The 18350-nt window shown below is 63.0% G+C and carries 14 protein-coding genes; 6 read left to right on the top strand and 8 right to left on the bottom strand.

Going from position 1 to position 18350, the window contains the following annotated elements; genetic code table 11:
- Window positions 1-91: 91 nt before the first annotated feature.
- The 7 genes from AB5Y64_RS06340 to recN all read right to left on the bottom strand — a co-directional run bounded on the left by AB5Y64_RS06340 (window position 92) and on the right by recN (window position 9703).
- Complete coding sequence (locus AB5Y64_RS06340; protein WP_350237746.1) at window positions 92-1198, bottom strand: 3-deoxy-7-phosphoheptulonate synthase; 1107 nt, start codon at window positions 1196-1198, stop codon at window positions 92-94.
- A 250-nt stretch (window positions 1199-1448) separates the two neighbouring features.
- Window positions 1449-2255, bottom strand: coding sequence for a siderophore-interacting protein (locus AB5Y64_RS06335; RefSeq protein WP_042014253.1), 807 nt, complete (start codon window positions 2253-2255; stop codon window positions 1449-1451).
- Between the two features lie 132 nt (window positions 2256-2387).
- The gene (locus AB5Y64_RS06330; protein ID WP_368203502.1) at window positions 2388-3761 is read right to left on the bottom strand and encodes an efflux transporter outer membrane subunit; all 1374 of its coding nucleotides are present in this window, start codon (window positions 3759-3761) and stop codon (window positions 2388-2390) included.
- On the bottom strand, window positions 3758-5776 hold the full coding sequence (locus tag AB5Y64_RS06325; RefSeq protein WP_010673638.1) for a MacB family efflux pump subunit: 2019 nt from the start codon (window positions 5774-5776) through the stop codon (window positions 3758-3760). The genes AB5Y64_RS06330 and AB5Y64_RS06325 overlap by 4 nt, the downstream gene beginning before the upstream one ends.
- Window positions 5773-6936, bottom strand: a complete 1164-nt coding sequence (locus AB5Y64_RS06320) for an efflux RND transporter periplasmic adaptor subunit (protein ID WP_010673639.1) — start codon at window positions 6934-6936, stop codon at window positions 5773-5775. Before AB5Y64_RS06320 ends, AB5Y64_RS06325 begins: the two co-directional genes overlap by 4 nt.
- Before the next feature lie 194 nt (window positions 6937-7130).
- The gene (locus tag AB5Y64_RS06315; RefSeq protein ID WP_049636816.1) at window positions 7131-7571 is read right to left on the bottom strand and encodes a universal stress protein; all 441 of its coding nucleotides are present in this window, start codon (window positions 7569-7571) and stop codon (window positions 7131-7133) included.
- 467 nt (window positions 7572-8038) lie between these two features.
- Complete coding sequence (gene recN, locus AB5Y64_RS06310; protein ID WP_279956040.1) at window positions 8039-9703, bottom strand: DNA repair protein RecN; 1665 nt, start codon at window positions 9701-9703, stop codon at window positions 8039-8041.
- Between the two features lie 305 nt (window positions 9704-10008).
- Between recN and AB5Y64_RS06305 the strand changes: the two genes are divergently transcribed.
- Together AB5Y64_RS06305 and AB5Y64_RS06300 are read left to right on the top strand one after the other, a co-directional pair.
- Window positions 10009-10908 (top strand): GGDEF domain-containing protein, encoded by a 900-nt coding sequence (locus AB5Y64_RS06305; protein ID WP_279956039.1) that lies wholly within the window; start codon window positions 10009-10011, stop codon window positions 10906-10908.
- Window positions 10860-11165, top strand: coding sequence for a diguanylate cyclase (locus AB5Y64_RS06300; RefSeq protein WP_279956038.1), 306 nt, complete (start codon window positions 10860-10862; stop codon window positions 11163-11165). Before AB5Y64_RS06305 ends, AB5Y64_RS06300 begins: the two co-directional genes overlap by 49 nt.
- A gap of 24 nt (window positions 11166-11189) precedes the next feature.
- On the opposite strand, the gene nadK is transcribed toward AB5Y64_RS06300, so the two are convergent.
- Complete coding sequence (gene nadK, locus AB5Y64_RS06295) at window positions 11190-12074, bottom strand: NAD(+) kinase (protein ID WP_010673644.1); 885 nt, start codon at window positions 12072-12074, stop codon at window positions 11190-11192.
- A 263-nt stretch (window positions 12075-12337) separates the two neighbouring features.
- On the opposite strand from nadK, the gene grpE reads away from it, so the two are divergent.
- The 4 genes from grpE (at window position 12338) to AB5Y64_RS06275 (ending at window position 18271) form a co-directional block, all read left to right on the top strand.
- Complete coding sequence (gene grpE / locus AB5Y64_RS06290) at window positions 12338-12913, top strand: nucleotide exchange factor GrpE (RefSeq protein ID WP_029314044.1); 576 nt, start codon at window positions 12338-12340, stop codon at window positions 12911-12913.
- A 283-nt stretch (window positions 12914-13196) separates the two neighbouring features.
- Entirely contained in the window at window positions 13197-15125 is a 1929-nt protein-coding gene (gene dnaK / locus AB5Y64_RS06285) for a molecular chaperone DnaK (protein ID WP_069651638.1), read from the top strand.
- A gap of 254 nt (window positions 15126-15379) precedes the next feature.
- Window positions 15380-16516 carry a molecular chaperone DnaJ gene (gene dnaJ / locus AB5Y64_RS06280; protein ID WP_010673647.1) on the top strand — a complete coding sequence of 379 codons (1137 nt, stop codon included), beginning with the start codon at window positions 15380-15382 and terminating at the stop codon, window positions 16514-16516.
- A 264-nt stretch (window positions 16517-16780) separates the two neighbouring features.
- On the top strand, window positions 16781-18271 hold the full coding sequence (locus AB5Y64_RS06275) for a carbohydrate porin (protein ID WP_279976696.1): 1491 nt from the start codon (window positions 16781-16783) through the stop codon (window positions 18269-18271).
- The last annotated feature ends 79 nt before the right edge of the window (window positions 18272-18350 follow it).

Here is an 18350-nt window from a genome sequence, read left to right as displayed (position 1 = left end):
GACTTGTTCGCACCTTCCTTAGCGACTAATCAGATCGCACAAACTGGACTGAGTTCCCTTCCTCCGGTGATCTACTATTCGGAACAGCTATTTAGATGACGGGTTGTCCGAGTTCAGACTGAACGGCGTGTGTGTATTTTCTCCGGGTGCGGCGACGGGCCTGGACCGCCTCTGCCAGCATGGCAAGCAGGTGTTCACTCTCTTCCCAGCAGAGGCAGGCATCGGTCACTGACAGACCGTATTGCAGCTCACCCAGAGGAGCCGGTTTCTGGTTACCTCCCAGCAAGAAGCTCTCGACCATGACGGCGGCGACGGCTTGGCTCCCTTCGCTCAGCTGGCGACAGAGATCTTTGGCGACCTTCAGCTGGTTCGTGTGCAGCTTCTGGCTGTTGCCATGGCTGCAATCCACCATCAGGCGAGGGGGGAGTCCCTGACGGGTGAGGCGGTCTGCTGCCTCCGCCACATCGCTCTGGTGGTAGTTGGGCAGGGTGCCGCCACGCAGAATGATATGGCCGTCGGGATTGCCTTCGCTCTTGATCACCACCATGCCGCCCTGGCTGCCGGGGGCGGTGAAGAGATGGGAGGCGGTACTGGCCTGGATGGCATCGATGGCGACCCGGATATTGCCGTCCGTACCGTTCTTGAATCCCACGGGGCAGGGCAGTGCGGAGGCCAATTGCCGGTGAACCTGAGACTTCGTGGTGCGTGCCCCGATGGCGCCCCAGCTGACGAGATCGGCGAGATAGAGAAAGCTGGTGGTGTCGAGGAATTCGGTGGCGGTGGCGAGCCCCAGTCCATTGATGTCGAGCAGCACCTGGCGTGCCAGATGCAATCCCCGATTGATGTCGTTGCTGCCGTCCAGGTGCGGATCGAAGACCAGCCCCTTCCAGCCCACCGTGGTGCGCGGCTTTTCAAAATAGGCGCGCATGACTATCTGAAGGCTGTCTTCATAGGCGGTGGCGAGCCGTGCCAGCCGTCCGGCATAGTCCAGGGCCGCGACGGGATCATGGATGGAGCAGGGGCCAATCACGACCAGCAGGCGATCGTCTTCACCTGCCAGGATCCGGCGTGCCTGATGGCGCTGGCTGTCGATGTGCCGGGCCATGTCGGCCGGACAGGGGTGCTGCGCCAGCAGCTCGGCAGGGGTGGGGAGCGCCTCTATGGCGAAGGCGCGCATGACCGAATTCAAAACTGCCATCTGGAGTTACCTTGCTGTGCATGTGTGCGATGGGGAACCCGTATGCGCCATCCCGTTGGGAGCAGACAGGTTCACGGCTCATCGCAGTTGTTGAGAATGATTATCATTATCTTGGTGTTTGTCTCAAATGCAAGCGCAATGAAATCGCCAGGCGAAGATGGGGGGAGAGAGAACGATGGCGGGGGAACCGCAGCAAAAGCAGGCCGCTCCCCGAGGGAAGAAGCCCGCCAGTCACAAGATAAAGAGGGGGTCAGCTGTCCATCACGGCGTGCCTGTCCTGGTGGTAGGCGTCTTCATCCTTGCCGCTGCGCCAGTAGGGGACTGCGTAGACCCGCTGGCGCTCGGCATCCAGGGTGCGTCTGACGTGGCGGCGCAGCGGCACGACCAGGCTCTCTTCCCCGCCAAACCAGAAATAGCTCCCCTCTGCGACCATGGGCTGGGCGGTGAAATGTGCCACCAGGGTCGCGGCCTGTTCCGGATTGCCCACGAACCAGCGCAGGTCGACGCCGGCCGGCAGCGACAGATCCTGCACGTCGTCCTGATGGGGGACCAGCAGGGCGATATGGCCGAGGGCATGGGCTGGCATCACTTCCACCATGGCGCTGATGGCGGGCAGGGCGGTGAGATCCCCCGCCATGTAATAGTGCTCGGCCATTTGCAGCATGGGGTCGGGGCCGCCCGGGCCCGAGATGGCGAGCCTGTCACCCGGTTTGGCGTGCAGGGCGAAACGACTGGCGGGGCCGGCCTCGCCGTGCAGGGCGAAGTCGATGTCGAGCTCCAGCGCCTCCCGGCGAAACGCACGTATGGTGAAGGTGCGAATGACGGGTTTCTGGGCGGGATCGAGCCAGCGAGGCCCCTTGTCGGTGGGGGTGGGCAACACTATCTCGCGCTGATCCGGTCGGGGCAGCATGATCTTGACATGAGCACCGCCACAGCTGAAGGGGTAGTCCACAAGCTCGGGGCTGGTCAGGCAGATTCGGCGCAGGTGCGGGCTCACATCCTGAACATGCTTGACGGTGAGCAGGCGGGGGCGATTGGCCGGGGCGGGTTGAGACATGGGCATACTCCTGGCTGATGATGGCGCCCATTCTTGATTAAATGAAAACTATTATCAATTAGTTTGTGGGCAGAATGGGTCGCGATTGACCTCCTCGGGACGTCCATCGCGATCCCACACTCTCTGCCTGGATCAGGTTCGATCGCTTCCCCCCAGTGCCCGATAGATGCCTGCCATGTTGTTGAGCTGGGCCTGCTGCTGTGCCAGCAGAGCGAGCTCGGCATCCCACAGGCGGTTCTGCTCATCCAGCCAGGGTTGCACCCCGGTGGCTCCGGCCAGGAAACGGGCGCCAGCGAGCCTTTCGGCCTCCCGGGCATAGGCCCTCTGCTGCTCCAGATAGCGCAGCCGCTGATCCCCTTGCTGACGGGCGGCCAGGCCATCCTCCACTTCCAGCAGCGCGGTATAGAGCTGCTTGCGAAACTCGGTTTCGGCAATCTGGTAGTCGATGTCGGCGCTGGCAATGGAGAGCCGGGTCTTGTTGTACTCGAGGAAAGGGAGCGCCAGCGTGGCGCCCAGGGTGCCGACTGGATTTTGCAGCACCTGGGTCAGGGTATCCGAGGTGGTGCTGGCACCGCCGGTCAGGCTCAGGGTGGGATAAAAGCCGGTGCGGATCTCGTCTCCCCTCGCGAGGGTCTTGCGCAGCCTGAGTTCGGCGGCGCGCACATCGGGCCGCCGGGCCAGCAAATCGGTGGGGATGCCGGCCGCCACGGACGGGATCGGGCCCATGATCAGGGCGTCGGGAGCGTCAGCGAGCGGCCCGCTGCTGCGGCCCAGCAGCAGGCGAAGAGCATTGCCCGCCTGTGCCCGTTGCTGGGTGAGGGTGGCGAGCTCCGCCTGCTTGCCCGCCTTCTGCTGGCTGGCCTGTACCAGATCGAGTCGGGTCACGGCGCCCGCCTCGTATTTGGCGTGGGTCAGGCGTTCAATGCGCTCCAGATTGGCCAGTTGCTGGGTGCCCAGGGTAATGGCCGAGCCGAGGTAGGCCAGTTGCCAGTATTGCTCCAGGGTCTTGCCGATGAGCAGCAACCGGGTGGCGGCCAGATCCTGTTCGCTGGCTTGTGCCTCCCAGCTCGCCTGATCCCTTGCCGCGGCCAGTCTGCCCCAGAGATCCACTTCGTAGCTGAGGTTGAGGGAGGGGCCCAGGTTGCTGCTGGCGCTGCCATCTTTCATGTTCTTGGTGCCGCTGGCCCCGAGATTGGCGCTGACCGAGGGGGTGAGGTTGGTGTCAGCCAGATCGGCGCCGAGCAGGGCATTCTTGAGCTTGAGCCCGGCCACCCGCATGTCCGGGTTGGCGGCCAGCACCGCCTCGACCAGGCGATCGAGCGCAGGATCCTGGAATCCCTGCCACCAGGGGCCTGCCTGCTGCAAGGTGAGACCCCGGCTCTCCTGCTGCCATGCTGGCGCCACGTCGAGATCGGGTCTGTGATAGGTGCTCTGCTGGCTGCAGGCACCGAGGCTGGCGGTGAGCATCAGGCTTAGCCCGAGCCTTGATAGGTTGTGCATCGTCATTCCCTCGCCAGTGCCTCCACCGGATCGAGCCTGGCCGCATTGCGGGCGGGCAGGTAACCAAACAGGATCCCGATGAGGGAGGAGCACCCGAAGGCCATCAGGATGGAGAAGAGCGAGAAGCGCATCTGGAAGCTTTCCACGAGCAGGGAGAAGAGAGCGCCGATGAGCAGGGCGAGGCCGATACCGAGCAGCCCCCCCAGCAGGCTGACCATCACCGCCTCGATGAGGAACTGTTGCAGTATGTCGGACTGGCGGGCGCCGACGGCGATGCGGATCCCTATCTCCCGGGTGCGCTCCACCACCGAGACCAGCATGATGTTCATCACCCCGACGCCCCCGACGATGAGGGAGATCACCGCGATGGCGGAGACCAGCAGTGTCAGGGTGGCGGTGGTCTTCTCCACCGATTTGACGATGCTGTCGCTGCTGAAGGTGAAGAAGTCCTTCACGCCGTGGCGCTGGGTCAGCAGGGCGACTGCCGCCTGCTCGGCCAGGGCGGACTGGACGCCGTCCTTGACCCGGATGGTGATCTGGGTGAAGTGCTGCTGGGAGAGGAGACGGCTCATGACGGCGCTGTAGGGGAGCCAGACATTGACCGACTGGCTGCTGCGGCCAAAGCCGGTCTCCTGGGTGACCACCCCCACGATGCGCACCGGCAGGGTGCCGACCAGCACCACCTGGCCGACCGGGTCCACCTTGCCAAGCAGGCTCTCTATGGTCTTGCCATCCACCACGGCGACTGCCGTCCGGTTTCGAATGTCCCGCTCATCGAGCAGGCGCCCCTGGGTGAGCGTCATCCCCTTGACCCGGAAAAAGTCGTTGCCGACCCCGATCACGCTGCCGCTGCTGGTCTTGTTGCGATAGCGAAGCTGGCCCGACGTCGCTATCTGGGGGCTGGCCCCCTCCAGATAGGGCTGGCCGAGCAGCGCGTCGAGATCCCGCTCGTTCAGGGTCTGGATGCTGGCGGCCTTCTCGTCTCCCCAGTCCTTGCCGGGGAAGATGTCGATGGTGTTGGTGCCCATGGCGTTGATGTCGTCGATCACCTTGGCGCGCGCCCCCTGACCCAGCGCCACCACGCTGACCACGGCGGCGATGCCGATGATGATGCCGAGCATGGTGAGGAAGGTGCGCATGCGATGGGCCAGCATGGCGTGCAGGGCCATGCGCCCCGCCTCCCGGTAGCGATCCCAGCCCCGGCTTGCGGTGCGGACGACGGCTCCTGTGCCCTGTGCATCTTGCCCGACAGAGGGAGGGGCCAGCTGGCTGCCGTCACCTGGCAGCGGGTGGGCCTGCGCCCCGGATGGGGAGGCTGCGTTGTCATCGGTCGCCCGATGGCCGCTGTCCTCCACTACCCGCCCGTCACGCAGGGTGATGATGCGATCCGCATGGCTTGCCACCGCCATGTCGTGGGTCACCAGAATGATGGTGTGGCCCTGGGCGTGCAGCTCCTTGAGGATGGCCATCACCTCCTTGCCGCTCTGGCTGTCGAGAGCGCCGGTGGGTTCGTCCGCCAGGATCACCTCGCCGCCGTTGGCGAGCGCCCGGGCAATACTGACCCGCTGCTGCTGACCGCCGGAGAGCTGGCCGGGTCTGTGGTGGCTGCGATCCTGCAGTCCCAGGCGGGTCAGCAAGGTGCGGGCTCGGGCCTGGCGATCAAGGCGGGCAGTGCCGGCATAGATGGCGGGGATCTCCACGTTGGCGGCCGCGTCCAGATGGGGCAGCAGGTGATAGCGCTGGAAGATGAAGCCGAAGTGGTGGCAGCGCAGCCGTGCCAGGGAGAGGGCATCCAGGGTCGCGGTGTCCTGGCCGCGAAACAGATACTGGCCCCCGCTCGGGCGATCGAGGCAGCCCAGCAGGTTCATCAGGGTCGATTTGCCGGAGCCGGAGGCGCCGACGATGGCCACCATCTCCCCGGCATCGATGGCGAGATCCAGCGGGTGCAGCACGGTCACTTCGTGCTCTCCGCTCTGGTAGCGCCGCTCGATGCCCTTGAGACGGATCAGGGGCTCGCTCACGGCACCATCTCCCCTTCATCGTGCAGTGCCGGCTTGCCCTGCTCCAGGATCACCTTCTCCTGCTCGGTCAGGCCGCTCACCACCTCAATCTTGATGTCATCCTTCATGCCGGTCTTGATGCGGCGGGTCTCTCTCTGGTCCCCTGCCTTGAGCAGGCTGACCTCGTACTCGTTGTCGCCAGTCTTCTTGCCGAGGGCGGTCTGGGGAATGGCCAGTACCTGCTTGCGCTCGCCGAGTACGATGGTGACCTGGGTCGTCATGGCGACCCTCAACTGATGGCCGGGGTTGGGCACATCGAACAGGGCATAGTAGTAGATGGCCGCATTGCTGGTGGCTGTGGTGCTGGCCGTCTGCTCATTGATGTTGGTGGGGGCCAGCTCGACCGTGCGCAGGGTACCGTGGTAGCGAGTATCCGGATCCCCTATCAGGGTGAAATAGACCGGCATGCCCGCCTTGACACGGGTGACGTCCGCTTCGGAGATCTGGGCCTTGACCGTCATGGTGTCGAGATTGGCGAGCTTGAGCAGGGTCGGTACCGTCTGGCTGGCGGCCAGAGTCTGCCCCTGCCGGGTGACGATGGAGACGACGGTACCATCCATGGGGGCCTGAATGCGGTTGTAGCCGAGCTCCGTCTTGGCGCGCTCCACCTTGATGATGGCGTTGTCGATGTCGGCCTGGGCGCTTTGCAGCTCGGCCCGGGTGACGGCAAGCTGGGCTTCGGCGCTCTCCAGATCCGCACGAGAGCTCGCTTCCTGCCGAAACATTTGCTGCTGGCGGCGCCAGGCAAGCTCGTTCTGTTTGAGCTGTGCCTGCTTGATCTTGAGCTGGGCGCGGCGGCTGGCGAGCTCAGCTTCGGCGGTCTTGAGGTTGTTCTGGGCGATCAGGGGATCGATCTCCGCCAGCAGCTCTCCTTGTTTGACCTGTTGACCCGCTTCCACCGCGAGATAGGTGACCTGACCCGAGACCTGGGCACCCACATCCACCTGCTCGATGGCCTGCAGTACGCCACTGGCGAGCACCGTCTGCTCCACATCCTGGCGGGTTACCGTTGCGGTCAGTACCGGGTCCGGTGTGTTGCCTGGCCAGGCCAGCCAGGTGACGAGAGGGATCAGCACAAGGGCGAGCAGGGCGAGCTTGCCGGGTTTTCGAAGAGCTTTCATTTATCACCTGAACGAAACGAGCGAAGGCGTGCAAGGGCCATATCGTGCAGCAAATGGCCCTCAAAAAGAAGCGAGCAATGTGTAAGAAATCGTGTGGTTCTGGCGGTGACGCAGTGGAGGAGGTCAAGCTGGGGGAGGGTGACGGCGGGGCGTCAGAAACAAGAAGACCCGCTCAGGGAGCGGGTCTTGTGGTGTCAACCGACGGCTTTGAGCAAGGCGGCGTGAGGCTCGTGGCAGATCTGGATATCGAGGGGCAGTTTGTAGAGGAGCAGACGGGCCAGCGAGCCCTCCATCCAGTGATGACGGCTGCCGACCAGCAAGAGATCGGCGGGGTGGGCGGTCAGCCAGCGCTGGAGATCCGGCACCACGTCATCCACCACCAGGCACTGGTAATCCACCGGATGAGAAAGCTGGGTGATGAGTTCACTGATGATCGCCTTGGCATCCAGGGTGCCCTGGGCGCTGCGCTCCTCTTGTGACAGGGACAGACTATTGCGACGGGTCTTGCTGCTGTGGGTCAGGTGCAACAAGGTCAGGTTGGCGCCCAGCCCTTGTGCCAGACGGCTCGCCTTGGCCAGTGTCTCCTGCTCGTAATCCTTGCCTTCCAGCAACAGCACAATATTGGTCGGGCTCATAAGCAGTTCTCCTTGGCAGGTGCGGGTCAGACGGCGGAAGCGTACTCTCATCCTCCCTTCCCGCGAAATGTCAGCTCAAACGAACCCGGTGTGTTTGCCTCAAGCGTCACCTTCTGTCGATGGCAACTGAAGGTACCGAGTCCGTTTACATCATCATAACAGACTGAGTTGAATGGAAAATGAAGGAGTGGGTCCGTTCAATATGCGAATGAGTGCAACGAAGATGAGTGGCGTCCTGACCATGGCGATGGAAGCCCGGCTGGGTGATGACCAGGCTGACAGGCTCAGACTGAGCATCAAGACTCGTGCCGCGGATTAGCCAGGGCAGCCCCTCTTTCTTGCGGCTTACGGCATCGGCCAACCAGGCCGGCGCCGTCGGCAAGAGGTTTCAGCTAGCCACCGCGATGATGACTCGGTCAATCTGAAAGGGCCGACATGGACGGGAGGGCATCCCGTCCGCCCCGTGGTCAGCTTGCGAGCAACTCACGGGCGTTGGCCAGGGTGTTGTCGGTGATCTGATCGCCCCCCAACAGGCGGGCCAGTTCGTTGAGCCGGGCGCCCGGGGTGAGCGCCTGCATCTGGGTTTCCGTTGTCTTGCCGTCGGTGTGTTTGCTCACCACCATGTGCTGGTGACCCTTGCCTGCCACCTGGGGCAGGTGGGTGACCACCATCACCTGGGTGGATTCGCCGAGCTGGCGCAACAGGCGACCCACCACGGCGGCGGTCGGGCCGCTGATCCCCACATCCACTTCGTCGAAGATAAGGGTCGGGGTGGAGATCTTGCGTGCACTGATCACCACGATGGCGAGGCTGATACGCGACAGCTCGCCGCCGGAAGCCACCTTGCCGAGCGGTTGGATGGGCTGACCCGGGTTGGTGGTGACCATGAACTCCACCCGATCGATGCCAAGGGGCGAGAGGCTGCTCTGGGCATCGGGTCGCACCTCGATGGCGAAGCGGCCATCGGGCATCGCCAGTTCGTGCATGCTGGCGCTTACCTTGGCGCCCAGCTCCTCGGCATAGCGCTGGCGACTCTGGCTCAGGGCCTCGGCGGCCTGCACGAAGGCCTGGCGGGCCGAGGCCAGCTCGTCCTCCATCCCCTCGAGGCGCTCTTCGTCGGAGTGCAGGCGTGCGAGGTCGCTGGCCAGCTCCTGATGGTAGTGGGCCAGCTCCGCCGGTTTGACATGGTGCTTGCGTGCCAGGTTGATGGCCTTGGAGAGGCGGCTCTCCAGCTCGTTGAAGCGCTCTGGATCCAGATCCAGCCGGTCGAGATAGCTGCGCAGCTCGCTGTGGCTCTCCTGTACGCCGATCAGGGCTTCGTTGAGCATGCCGAGCACGTTGCCAAGCCGGCTGTCCATGCCGACCAGGGTCTCGGCCCTGTCCACGGCCGTCTGCAGCAGACCGGCGATGGTGGTCTCTTCATTGTCATAAAGCAGATCGAGGCAATACCCGCACTCCTGCATCAGCTCGGTGCCATTGGCGAGCCGCTGATGCTCCTCTTCAATCTCTTCAAACTCTCCCGGCTGAAGGGCAAATTCGTCCAGCTCCTGCACCTGGTATTCGATGAGTTGACGGCGGGCTTCCCGCTGCTGCTGCTCGGCCTTGAGCCGGTTGAGCTCGTTTTGCAACTGGCGCCACTGCTGGTAGTGGCGGCGCACATCGTCGAGGAGCAAATGATGACCGGCGTAGCCGTCCAGCAGGGCGAGCTGGTAATCGGGTTTGAGCAGCATCTGGTGAGCGTGCTGACCGTGGACGTTGACCAGCAGTTGACCCAGGTTCCTGAGCTGGGCGAGGGGGACGGGAACCCCGTTGATATAGCTGCGAGAGCGCCCCTCGGCGGACAGTACCCGCCGGACGATGCACTCACCGTCATTTTCAAGCTCGTTGGAGGCGAGCCAGGCCCGGGCGGCAGGATTACCCTCCAGCAGGAAGCGGGCACTCACCTCTGTCTTGTCGCTGCCCGGGCGCACCATGCTGGCTTCGGCGCGCTCCCCCAGGCACAGCCCCAGAGCATCGATGGCGATGGATTTGCCCGCCCCGGTCTCCCCGGTGATGCAGGTCATCCCCGGTTGCAGATCGAGTTCGAGAAACTTGACGATGGCGAAGTTGTTGACGGTCAGCTGGGTCAGCATGGTCTCATCCTGTATGGGCCAACATTACTGTGTATGCATCCAGTATATACTGGTCTTATATACAGTAAAGTGGGCAGGGAGGATTTTTGCGAAGCAGGGGGAGAGCAAGGATGTCAAGGCCGCGGCATGGGTGTGACGCCGATCAGATGGCCTGCAAATCAACCTGCGTACCTGGCATGGGCTGAGGCGATGCGAGAAGCCACCTTGAGGGGCTCTCTTGTGGTGAGTGGCTGGCTGAGACACACTCGAAACAGTCCTGGTTGAGCCTGGGCTGTGCACAGACCTCTTCGCAAGGATGCGTCACGATGATCCATACCCCGACCCTGCTGCTGATCTCCCTGGCAATCAACCTGATGTCGGGGCTGATCATGCTGTTCATCCACTCCCTGAAGCCAGGTCGAGGCAACTTTCTGTACTGGTCCCTCTCCGCTTTTCTCTTCTCCCTCTCCATCCTGCTGCTCAGTCTGGGGGTGTTGGGCGGCCATCCGGCGCTGGGCATCCGGGTCGGCGGCCTGGTCTCGCTCATGAGCATCCTGCTGTTGCTCGCCGGTTTTTGTGCGCTTTACGAGCGCGCATGGCATCCCCGTGCCGTGGGGGGAGGCGTGGCGGTGTTGCTGCTGCTCTATCTGGGGTTGTCCAGCCTCGCCCCCGTGCGCATTGTGCTGGCTCTGATGGAGTCGATGTTGTACCTGTGGTGCGCCTGCCTCATCGTCTCTCTCGGCCGGCAACAGAAGCGGGTGCTCCATGCGGTGGCGCTCATTTACCTGCTGCATTTCACCATCCTGCTGAGCCAGGGGGGGCTGCTCTTGCTGGGAGTCGAAGGGCGGATGGGGGGCGGAGGTTGGCTCGATCTCATCTTCTTCATGCACATGGTGCTGACCATCGGCTCGGTGTTGTTGCTGCCTCTGGTGGCCTATGTGGAGACGGAGGAGGCATTGCTGGCGCTCTCGGAGCGGGATCCCCTCACCGGGGTGCTTAATCGGCGCGGCCTCTTCAGGCAGAGAGAGGGGGCTACGCCTGGCCAGACGCGCTGCGTGGTGGTCCTGGACATCGATCACTTCAAGCGGGTCAACGACCAGTTTGGTCACGGCTGCGGGGATGAAGTCATTCGCTATGTGGCCGGGGTGCTGGTGGCGAGGTACGCAAGGATGATCTGGTGGGGCGCATCGGTGGCGAGGAGTTCGCCATCATCATGGGGGGCGTGAGCGGCCAGATGGCCCGCGACATCTGTGACCGGATCCGCCGCCAGATAGAGACGGGCTCCCGGCAGGGGGCCTGCCTGCCGTGCGAGGGGGTCACGGTGAGCATGGGGGTTGTGTGCGCCAGTGCCGAGGCTGACCTGGCACTGATGCTGACCAAAGCCGATGCTGCCATGTACCGGGTGAAGGAAGCGGGGCGAAACGGGGTGCATCTGGCATTCGAGCCGGCACTGCCTCGGCTGGTCGAAAGCAGCGAGGGGTAGACCCTCGCCACCGATGGTGCCTGGCTAGAAGAGTTTGCTGCCCCAACCGAGCTTGTTGCGCAGCACGTGGAAGTAGCTGTAATCCAGCGGATGCACCAGATGAAGCTTGTGGCTGCTCTTCTTGATGAGGATCTCGTCCCCCGGGTGGACCGCCAGGGTGACCTGGCCGTCGCAGCTCACCTGCATGGCGTCGTCCTGGTTGTCTGGCGAGACCAGCAGCCGCACTTCGCTGTCCGCATCCAGCACGATGGGGCGGCTGCTCAGGGTGTGCGGGAACATGGGCACCAGCGTGATGGCGTTGAGTTTGGGGGTGAGGATGGCGCCCCCTGCCGACAGGGAGTAGGCGGTGGAGCCGGTGGGTGTCGCCACTATGATGCCGTCCGAGCGCTGGCTGTACATGAAGCTGCCGTCGATGTAGACCTCGAATTCGATCATGTGGGCGATCTTGCCCGGGTGAAGCACCGCCTCGTTGACCGCGAGGTTGCTCGACTTGCGCTCCCCGTGGCGATAGACGGCGGCCTCCAGCAGGAAGCGATGCTCGCTTTTGAAGTGACCCGAGAGCACCTGCTCCAGGGGCAGCAGATAATCCTGGGGCGAGAGATCGGTCAGGAAGCCGAGGTTGCCCCGGTTCACCCCGATCACCGCCACATCGAACCGTGACAGCACCCGGGCGGCCCCCAGCATGTTGCCGTCACCGCCGACAACGATGGCGAGATCCGCCTGCTCGCCGAGCTGCACCAGATCCATCACGTTCTCCCCGAGCAGCCCCAGGGTATGGGCCACCCGGCTCTCCAGCAGCACGCGAAAGCCGCGGCTGGTCAGGTACTGGTACAGGCCGGTCAGGGTCTGGTTGGCCCCCTCGTGATGGGGCTTGCCGATGAGGGCAACGGTTTTGAACGGAGAATCCATAGGTTATCGGGTCTGGGAGAGTCTTGGGGGGAGTATACCGCGCTTTGCCGGGGATTTGTCTGCCTCCGTGGCGGTTGGTGCAATCGGCCCCGAAAAGGGGCTGCCTGGCACGCGGATGGGCGCCATTGTGCCCGATCTGCCCTTTTCCCCTTGAAAGCCGGGGCTGTGTCCCCATAATAGCGCCAACACAGGGTCTGCTGGCGCGTGTCGCTTGTCTGAACGCCAGCCACCCTCACACGCAACCCCTGAATATTGGAGATGTCATGAGCCACGAAGAACAAAAGGTTGAAGCGATGGAGCAAGTGGAAGCCCAGCCAGTCGAGCCGACCGATGTAGACAGTGAAGTGACAGCCGAGCAGGCCCGCATCGCCGAGCTGGAGGCCCAGCTGGAGGCGGCCCAGCAGGCTTCCCTGGAAGAGCGCGAGCGCGCCATTCGCGCCGTCGCCGAGATGGAGAACCTGCGTCGCCGTGCCGCTCAGGACGTGGAGAAAGCCCACAAGTTTGCACTGGAGAAGTTCGCCGCAGAGCTCTTGCCGGTGCTGGACAACCTGGAGCGCGCCATCGAGCTGGCGGACAAGGAGAACGACACCCTCAAGCCGATGATTGAAGGGGTCGAACTGACCCTGAAATCCATGCAGAGCGGCGTGGCCAAGTTCGGCCTGGTGGCGCTGGACCCGACCAACCAGCCGTTCGACCCCAATGCCCACCAGGCCATGAGCATGGTGCCCAGTGCCGATGTGGCGCCGAACACAGTGATCGCCGTGATGCAGAAGGGCTACGAGCTCAACGGCCGCGTCATCCGCCCGGCCATGGTGATGGTGTCCAAGTCCGCTGACTGATCACGCTGTTCTCACCAAGCCCGCTGCTTGGCGGGCTTTTTGTTGGATGTGGCGCCAAAAGACGTGTCTGGCGTCATTTGGCTGTCAGGTGGCCTGTATGCAGGTTTTTTCAGGGCCGGACTTGAAGCGCCGACTTGAGACCCCATATAGGTTGCAAGGCCACGGCGGCACAAAAAATTTGATGCCGGGAGCTTGAAAGCCACAGTGGCAGGCCCCACCTAGCCGTTAACGTATCAAGGCGAGCCCCTCGCCAGTTTATTCAAAGTATTTGGAGATTCGTCAAATGGGTAAAATCATCGGTATTGACCTGGGTACTACCAACTCCTGCGTCGCTATTCTGGATGGCGACCATGCTCGCGTGATCGAGAACGCGGAAGGCGACCGTACTACTCCGTCCATCATTGCCTATGCCGATGACGGCGAAATCCTGGTTGGTCAGCCGGCCAAGCGCCAAGCCATCACCAACCCGAAGAACACGCTGTTCGCCATCAAGCGTCTGATCGGCCGTCGTTTCGAAGATGACGAAGTACAACGTGACCTGAAAATCATGCCGTACGCCATCGCCAAGGCCGACAACGGTGACGCCTGGGTTGAAGTGAAAGGCAAGAAAATGGCACCGCCGCAGATCTCTGCCGAAGTGCTGAAAAAGATGAAGAAGACCGCCGAGGACTACCTGGGCGAGCCGGTGACCGAAGCCGTTATCACCGTACCGGCCTACTTCAACGACGCCCAGCGTCAGGCCACCAAGGATGCCGGTCGCATCGCCGGTCTGGATGTAAAACGCATCATCAACGAGCCGACTGCGGCTGCGTTTGCCTACGGCGTCAACAAGGTCAAGGGTGAGCGCAAGGTTGCCGTCTATGACCTGGGTGGCGGTACCTTCGATATCTCCATCATCGAGATCGACGAAGTCGAAGGCGAGACCACCTTCGAAGTGCTGGCAACCAATGGTAACACCCACCTGGGTGGTGAAGACTTCGACAACCGCGTCATCAACTACCTGGTTGACGAGTTCAAGCGCGAGCAGGGCATTGACCTGCGCAACGACCAGCTGGCCCTGCAGCGTCTGAAAGACGCCGCCGAAAAAGCCAAGATCGAGCTCTCTTCTGCCCAGCAGACCGACGTGAACCTGCCGTACATCACAGCAGATGCCACCGGTCCGAAGCACATGAACATCAAGGTGACCCGCGCCAAGCTGGAATCCCTGGTGGAAGACATGGTGAAAGACTCCCTGGAGCCGGTTCGTGTCGCCCTGAAAGACTCCGGTCTGGCGGTTGGCGAGATCGACGACGTCATCCTGGTGGGCGGTCAGACCCGTATGCCGCTGGTTCAGAAGACCGTGGCCGACTTCTTCGGCAAAGAGCCGCGCAAAGACGTCAACCCGGACGAAGCCGTGGCCATGGGTGCTGCCATCCAGGGTGCCGTACTGTCCGGTGACAAAACCGACGTACTGCTGCTGGACGTGACTCCGCTCTCCCTGGGGATCGAAACCATGGGCAGCGTGATGACCGCGCTCATCGAGAAGAACACCACCATTCCGACCAAGAAGTCCCAGGTGTTCTCCACCGCCGAAGACAACCAGTCTGCCGTGACCATTCACGTGCTGCAGGGTGAGCGCAAGCGCGCCAGCGACAACAAGTCCCTGGGCCAGTTCAACCTGGAAGGCATCCGCCCGGCACCGCGCGGTCTGCCGCAGATCGAAGTGACCTTCGACATCGACGCCAACGGCATCCTGCACGTTTCCGCGAAAGACAAGGAGACCAACAAGGAGCAGAAGATCACCATCCAGGCCTCTTCCGGTCTGTCTGATGACGAGATTGAACGCATGGTACGCGAAGCCGAAGCCAACGCGGCCGAGGACAAGAAGTTCGAAGAGCTGGTGCAGGCCCGCAACCAGGCTGACGGTCTGGTCCACTCCGTGCGCAAGCAGGTCACCGAAGCCGGTGAAGCCCTGCCTGCCGACGAGAAGACCAAGATCGAGACTGCCCTGAGCGAGCTGGAATCCGCCATCAAGGGTGACGACAAGGCTGCCATCGAAGCCAAACAGCAAGCGCTGCTGGAAGCGTCCCAGAAGCTGATGGAGATTGCCCAGCAGCAGGCTCAGGCGCAAGGCGCCACCGGTGCTGACGCCGGTCAGTCCTCCTCTTCTGCCAAGGCTGACGACGACGTGGTCGACGCCGAGTTCGAAGAAGTGAAAGACGACAAGAAGTAAGCCCGACCCGGATGGGCGAAGTCCGCTTCGCCCATCGGCTCAGAATCTGTTCACGGTCTGTCGCGAGAGGCCGTCAGCAAGGTAAAGAGCAGCGCAGGAACCGGAGCGTATAGATATACGTGAGGATTCCGAGCAGCACATGAGCCTTGATCACGGCTTCGTAGTAAGAGTGTGAGCAGATTCGTCAATGAATTTACGGGCGTTGGGTAACCAACGCCCGTCTGCGTAACTGCTGATATAGCAACAGGATGAGTATGTCGAAGCGCGATTTCTACGAAGTGCTCGGGGTATCGAAAGGTGCCGACGAGCGCGAGATCAAGAAGGCGTACAAGCGTCTGGCCATGAAGTATCACCCGGATCGCAACCAGGGTGATGCCGGGGCTGAAGAGAAGTTCAAAGAGGTCAAGGAAGCCTACGAGGTCCTGACCGACGAGAACCTGCGTGCCCGTTATGACCAGTACGGTCATGCCGGGGTGGATCCGAGCCAGGGTGGCGGCCACGGCGGCTTTGGCGGTGGTGCCGATTTCGGCGACATCTTCGGCGACGTGTTTGGCGACATCTTCGGTGGTCGCGGGGGCGGTCGTCGCGGCCCGGCCCGTGGCGCCGACCTGCGCTACAACATGGAGCTGACGCTGGAAGAGGCGGTGCGCGGGGTCTCCAAGGAGATCAAGATCCCGACCCAGGTCCACTGCGAAGTGTGCAACGGCTCCGGTGCCCATACCGGCAGCCAGGCCCAGACCTGCCCCACCTGCCACGGCTCCGGCCAGGTGCAGATGCGCCAGGGCTTCTTCGCGGTGCAGCAGCCCTGCCCCCACTGTCACGGTCGCGGCAAGATCATCAAGGATCCGTGCCGCAAGTGCCATGGGGAAGGGCGCTACCAGAAGACCAAGACCCTGTCGGTCAAGATCCCGGCCGGAGTCGATACCGGGGATCGCATCCGTCTCTCCGGCGAAGGGGAAGCGGGGGAAACCGGCGCATCGGCGGGGGATCTCTACGTACAGGTTCATGTGCGCGAGCACGAGATCTTCGTCCGTGACGGCAACGACCTCTACTGCGAAGTGCCCATCAGCTTCACCACGGCGGCGCTCGGCGGCGAGATTGAAGTGCCGACCCTGGATGGCCGGGTCAAGCTCAAGGTGACCCCGGAGACCCAGACCGGCAAGCTGTTCCGCCTGCGGGGCAAGGGCGTCAAGTCCGTGCGCTCCGGCCAGGTGGGGGATCTGATGTGCAAGGTGGTGATCGAGACTCCGGTCAAGCTGACCGAGACCCAGAAAGATCTGCTGCGCCAGCTGGACGACTCCTTCAGCGGCGCCGCTGCCAAGACCCACAAGCCGAAATCCGAAGGCTTCTTCGAAGGGGTGAAACGCTTCTTCGACGACCTGACCAAATAAACGCGACCCGCGTTACCCAAGCCGGCACGGATGTGCCGGCTTTTTTTTGCCCGCCATCTGGCCTGGATCCCCCCTTATTGAGTGGATCCCGATGAGGGATCCTCCTCACAACTTCCACCAATTCCCCCTGTACAAATGTTATCCCGCTCACACTCCTGCTGAAACGGTTTAGCTGGCATATTGAGTCAGCTAAAGCGGTTTAGCTATCCTCAGCTCGTCAACAACAACAGAGCCCGGACGGGCGACAGAAGACAGGTGAGGACGATGACGATGTTCAAGAGCAAGTTGGCGCTGGCCGTGGCGCTGGGATTGGGAATGAGCAGCCCGCTGTGGGCGGCGGATGGCGGTATCGAAGCCAGGCTGGCGGCGCTGGAGGCGCGGGTGCAGGCAGCCGAGGCGCGCGCCACCGCTGCCGAAGCGCGGGCCGACGAGGCCCAGAGCAAGGCGAGCGAAGCCCGCGAGACGGCCGTGGTGGCCAAGGCTCAGAGCGAGAAGGTGGACAAGCAGACCGCCGGGGCCCAGGGCTTCGAGTTCCACGGCTATGCCCGCTCGGGCCTGCTGGTGAACGGCAACGGCAACGGTGGCCGCGGCGGCCCCTACATCACCCCGGCCGGCTCGGTGGGCGGCGCCGTGGGTCGCCTTGGCAACGAGGATGACACCTACATGGAGGCCAACCTGCTGAAGACCCAGACCTTCGACGATGGCAGCTGGGCCCGCTACAAGCTGATGCTGGCGGACGGGGTGGAGACCAGCAACGACTGGACCGCCAGCGATTCCAGCCTCAATACCCGCCAGGTGTTTGCCGAAATCGGCGATCTGGCGAGCTTCAGCGGTCCTTTCCAGCACTCGGTGCTCTGGGCGGGCAAGCGCTTTGACCGGGACAACTTCGACATCCACTGGCTCGACTCGGACGTGGTCTTCCTGGCCGGTACCGGCGGCGGCGTCTACGACGTGCAGCTGGCCGACAGCTGGAAGGCGAACTTCTCCCTCTACGGGCGCGACTACGGCGACATCAGCGCGAGCGGTCTCTCCGACATCGAGAGCTACATCCTCACCATGAACAACCGCGTTGGCAACTGGCAGTGGATGCTGAACGGCCTCTCCGCCAAGGACAACGAGGCGCGCATCAACGACGGCGGCGCGGGCAGCGAAGCGGCGAACAAGGGGGCCCACACCCTGGTGGCCTACCACGCCGACAGCTTCTTTGGCATCAACCCCGGTTTCTCCAAGGCGGCGGTGCTGTATGGCCACGGTCTGGGTGCCGAGCTCAAGGGGCTGGGCTCCGACAGCGAGCTGCTGCCGGATGCCGATGCGGTGCGGGTCGCCGTGTTTGGCGCCACCGATCTTGCGCCCCGCTGGCGTGTGGCCCCGGCCCTGCTGGCCGAGCACAGCCAGGATCGTTACGTGAAAGGGGACGAGTACCGCTGGGTGACCCTCAATGGCCGCCTGGCCCAGGTGCTGAGCCAGAACGTCGAGCTGGTTTACGAGGCGACCTGGCAGTACATGGACCTCGATCCCAAGGGCTACAAGGGTCGTCAGGCGGTGAGCGGCGATTTCACCAAGCTCACCTTCGCGCCGACCTTCAAGGCGCAGACCGCCGGCTTCTTCGAGCGGCCCGAGCTTCGGGTGTTCGCCACCTGGATGGACTGGTCCTCCGAGCTCGACAACTACGCCAGCTCCGATGCCATGGGCCAGAGCAACTTCACCGCCGGGGGCGAGTGGAACTTTGGCGTGCAGATGGAAACCTGGTTCTAGTTCGTTATCCCGATCACAAAAATGGCAGGCGGCCCCGGGATCTGTTGGTTAGCTAAAACGGTTTAGCTGATAATGCGGA

This window comes from Aeromonas sp. R5-1 (genome assembly GCF_040908265.1).
GTDB classification, from domain to species: domain Bacteria; phylum Pseudomonadota; class Gammaproteobacteria; order Enterobacterales; family Aeromonadaceae; genus Aeromonas; species Aeromonas caviae.
This window is presented reverse-complemented; position numbering and strand designations above follow the sequence as displayed.

Excerpts from the sequence above, each read along its gene's own strand:
- AB5Y64_RS06340 (WP_350237746.1), bottom strand. The coding sequence starts at position 1,198 with ATGGCAGTTTTGAATTCGGTCATGCGCGCCTTCGCCATAGAGGCGCTC.
- AB5Y64_RS06335 (WP_042014253.1), bottom strand. The coding sequence starts at position 2,255 with ATGTCTCAACCCGCCCCGGCCAATCGCCCCCGCCTGCTCACCGTCAAG.
- AB5Y64_RS06330 (WP_368203502.1), bottom strand. The coding sequence starts at position 3,761 with ATGACGATGCACAACCTATCAAGGCTCGGGCTAAGCCTGATGCTCACC.
- AB5Y64_RS06320 (WP_010673639.1), bottom strand. The coding sequence starts at position 6,936 with ATGAAAGCTCTTCGAAAACCCGGCAAGCTCGCCCTGCTCGCCCTTGTG.
- AB5Y64_RS06315 (WP_049636816.1), bottom strand. The coding sequence starts at position 7,571 with ATGAGCCCGACCAATATTGTGCTGTTGCTGGAAGGCAAGGATTACGAG.
- recN (WP_279956040.1), bottom strand. The coding sequence starts at position 9,703 with ATGCTGACCCAGCTGACCGTCAACAACTTCGCCATCGTCAAGTTTCTC.
- AB5Y64_RS06305 (WP_279956039.1), top strand. The coding sequence starts at position 10,009 with ATGATCCATACCCCGACCCTGCTGCTGATCTCCCTGGCAATCAACCTG.
- nadK (WP_010673644.1), bottom strand. The coding sequence starts at position 12,074 with ATGGATTCTCCGTTCAAAACCGTTGCCCTCATCGGCAAGCCCCATCAC.
- grpE (WP_029314044.1), top strand. The coding sequence starts at position 12,338 with ATGAGCCACGAAGAACAAAAGGTTGAAGCGATGGAGCAAGTGGAAGCC.
- dnaK (WP_069651638.1), top strand. The coding sequence starts at position 13,197 with ATGGGTAAAATCATCGGTATTGACCTGGGTACTACCAACTCCTGCGTC.
- dnaJ (WP_010673647.1), top strand. The coding sequence starts at position 15,380 with ATGTCGAAGCGCGATTTCTACGAAGTGCTCGGGGTATCGAAAGGTGCC.
- AB5Y64_RS06275 (WP_279976696.1), top strand. The coding sequence starts at position 16,781 with ATGACGATGTTCAAGAGCAAGTTGGCGCTGGCCGTGGCGCTGGGATTG.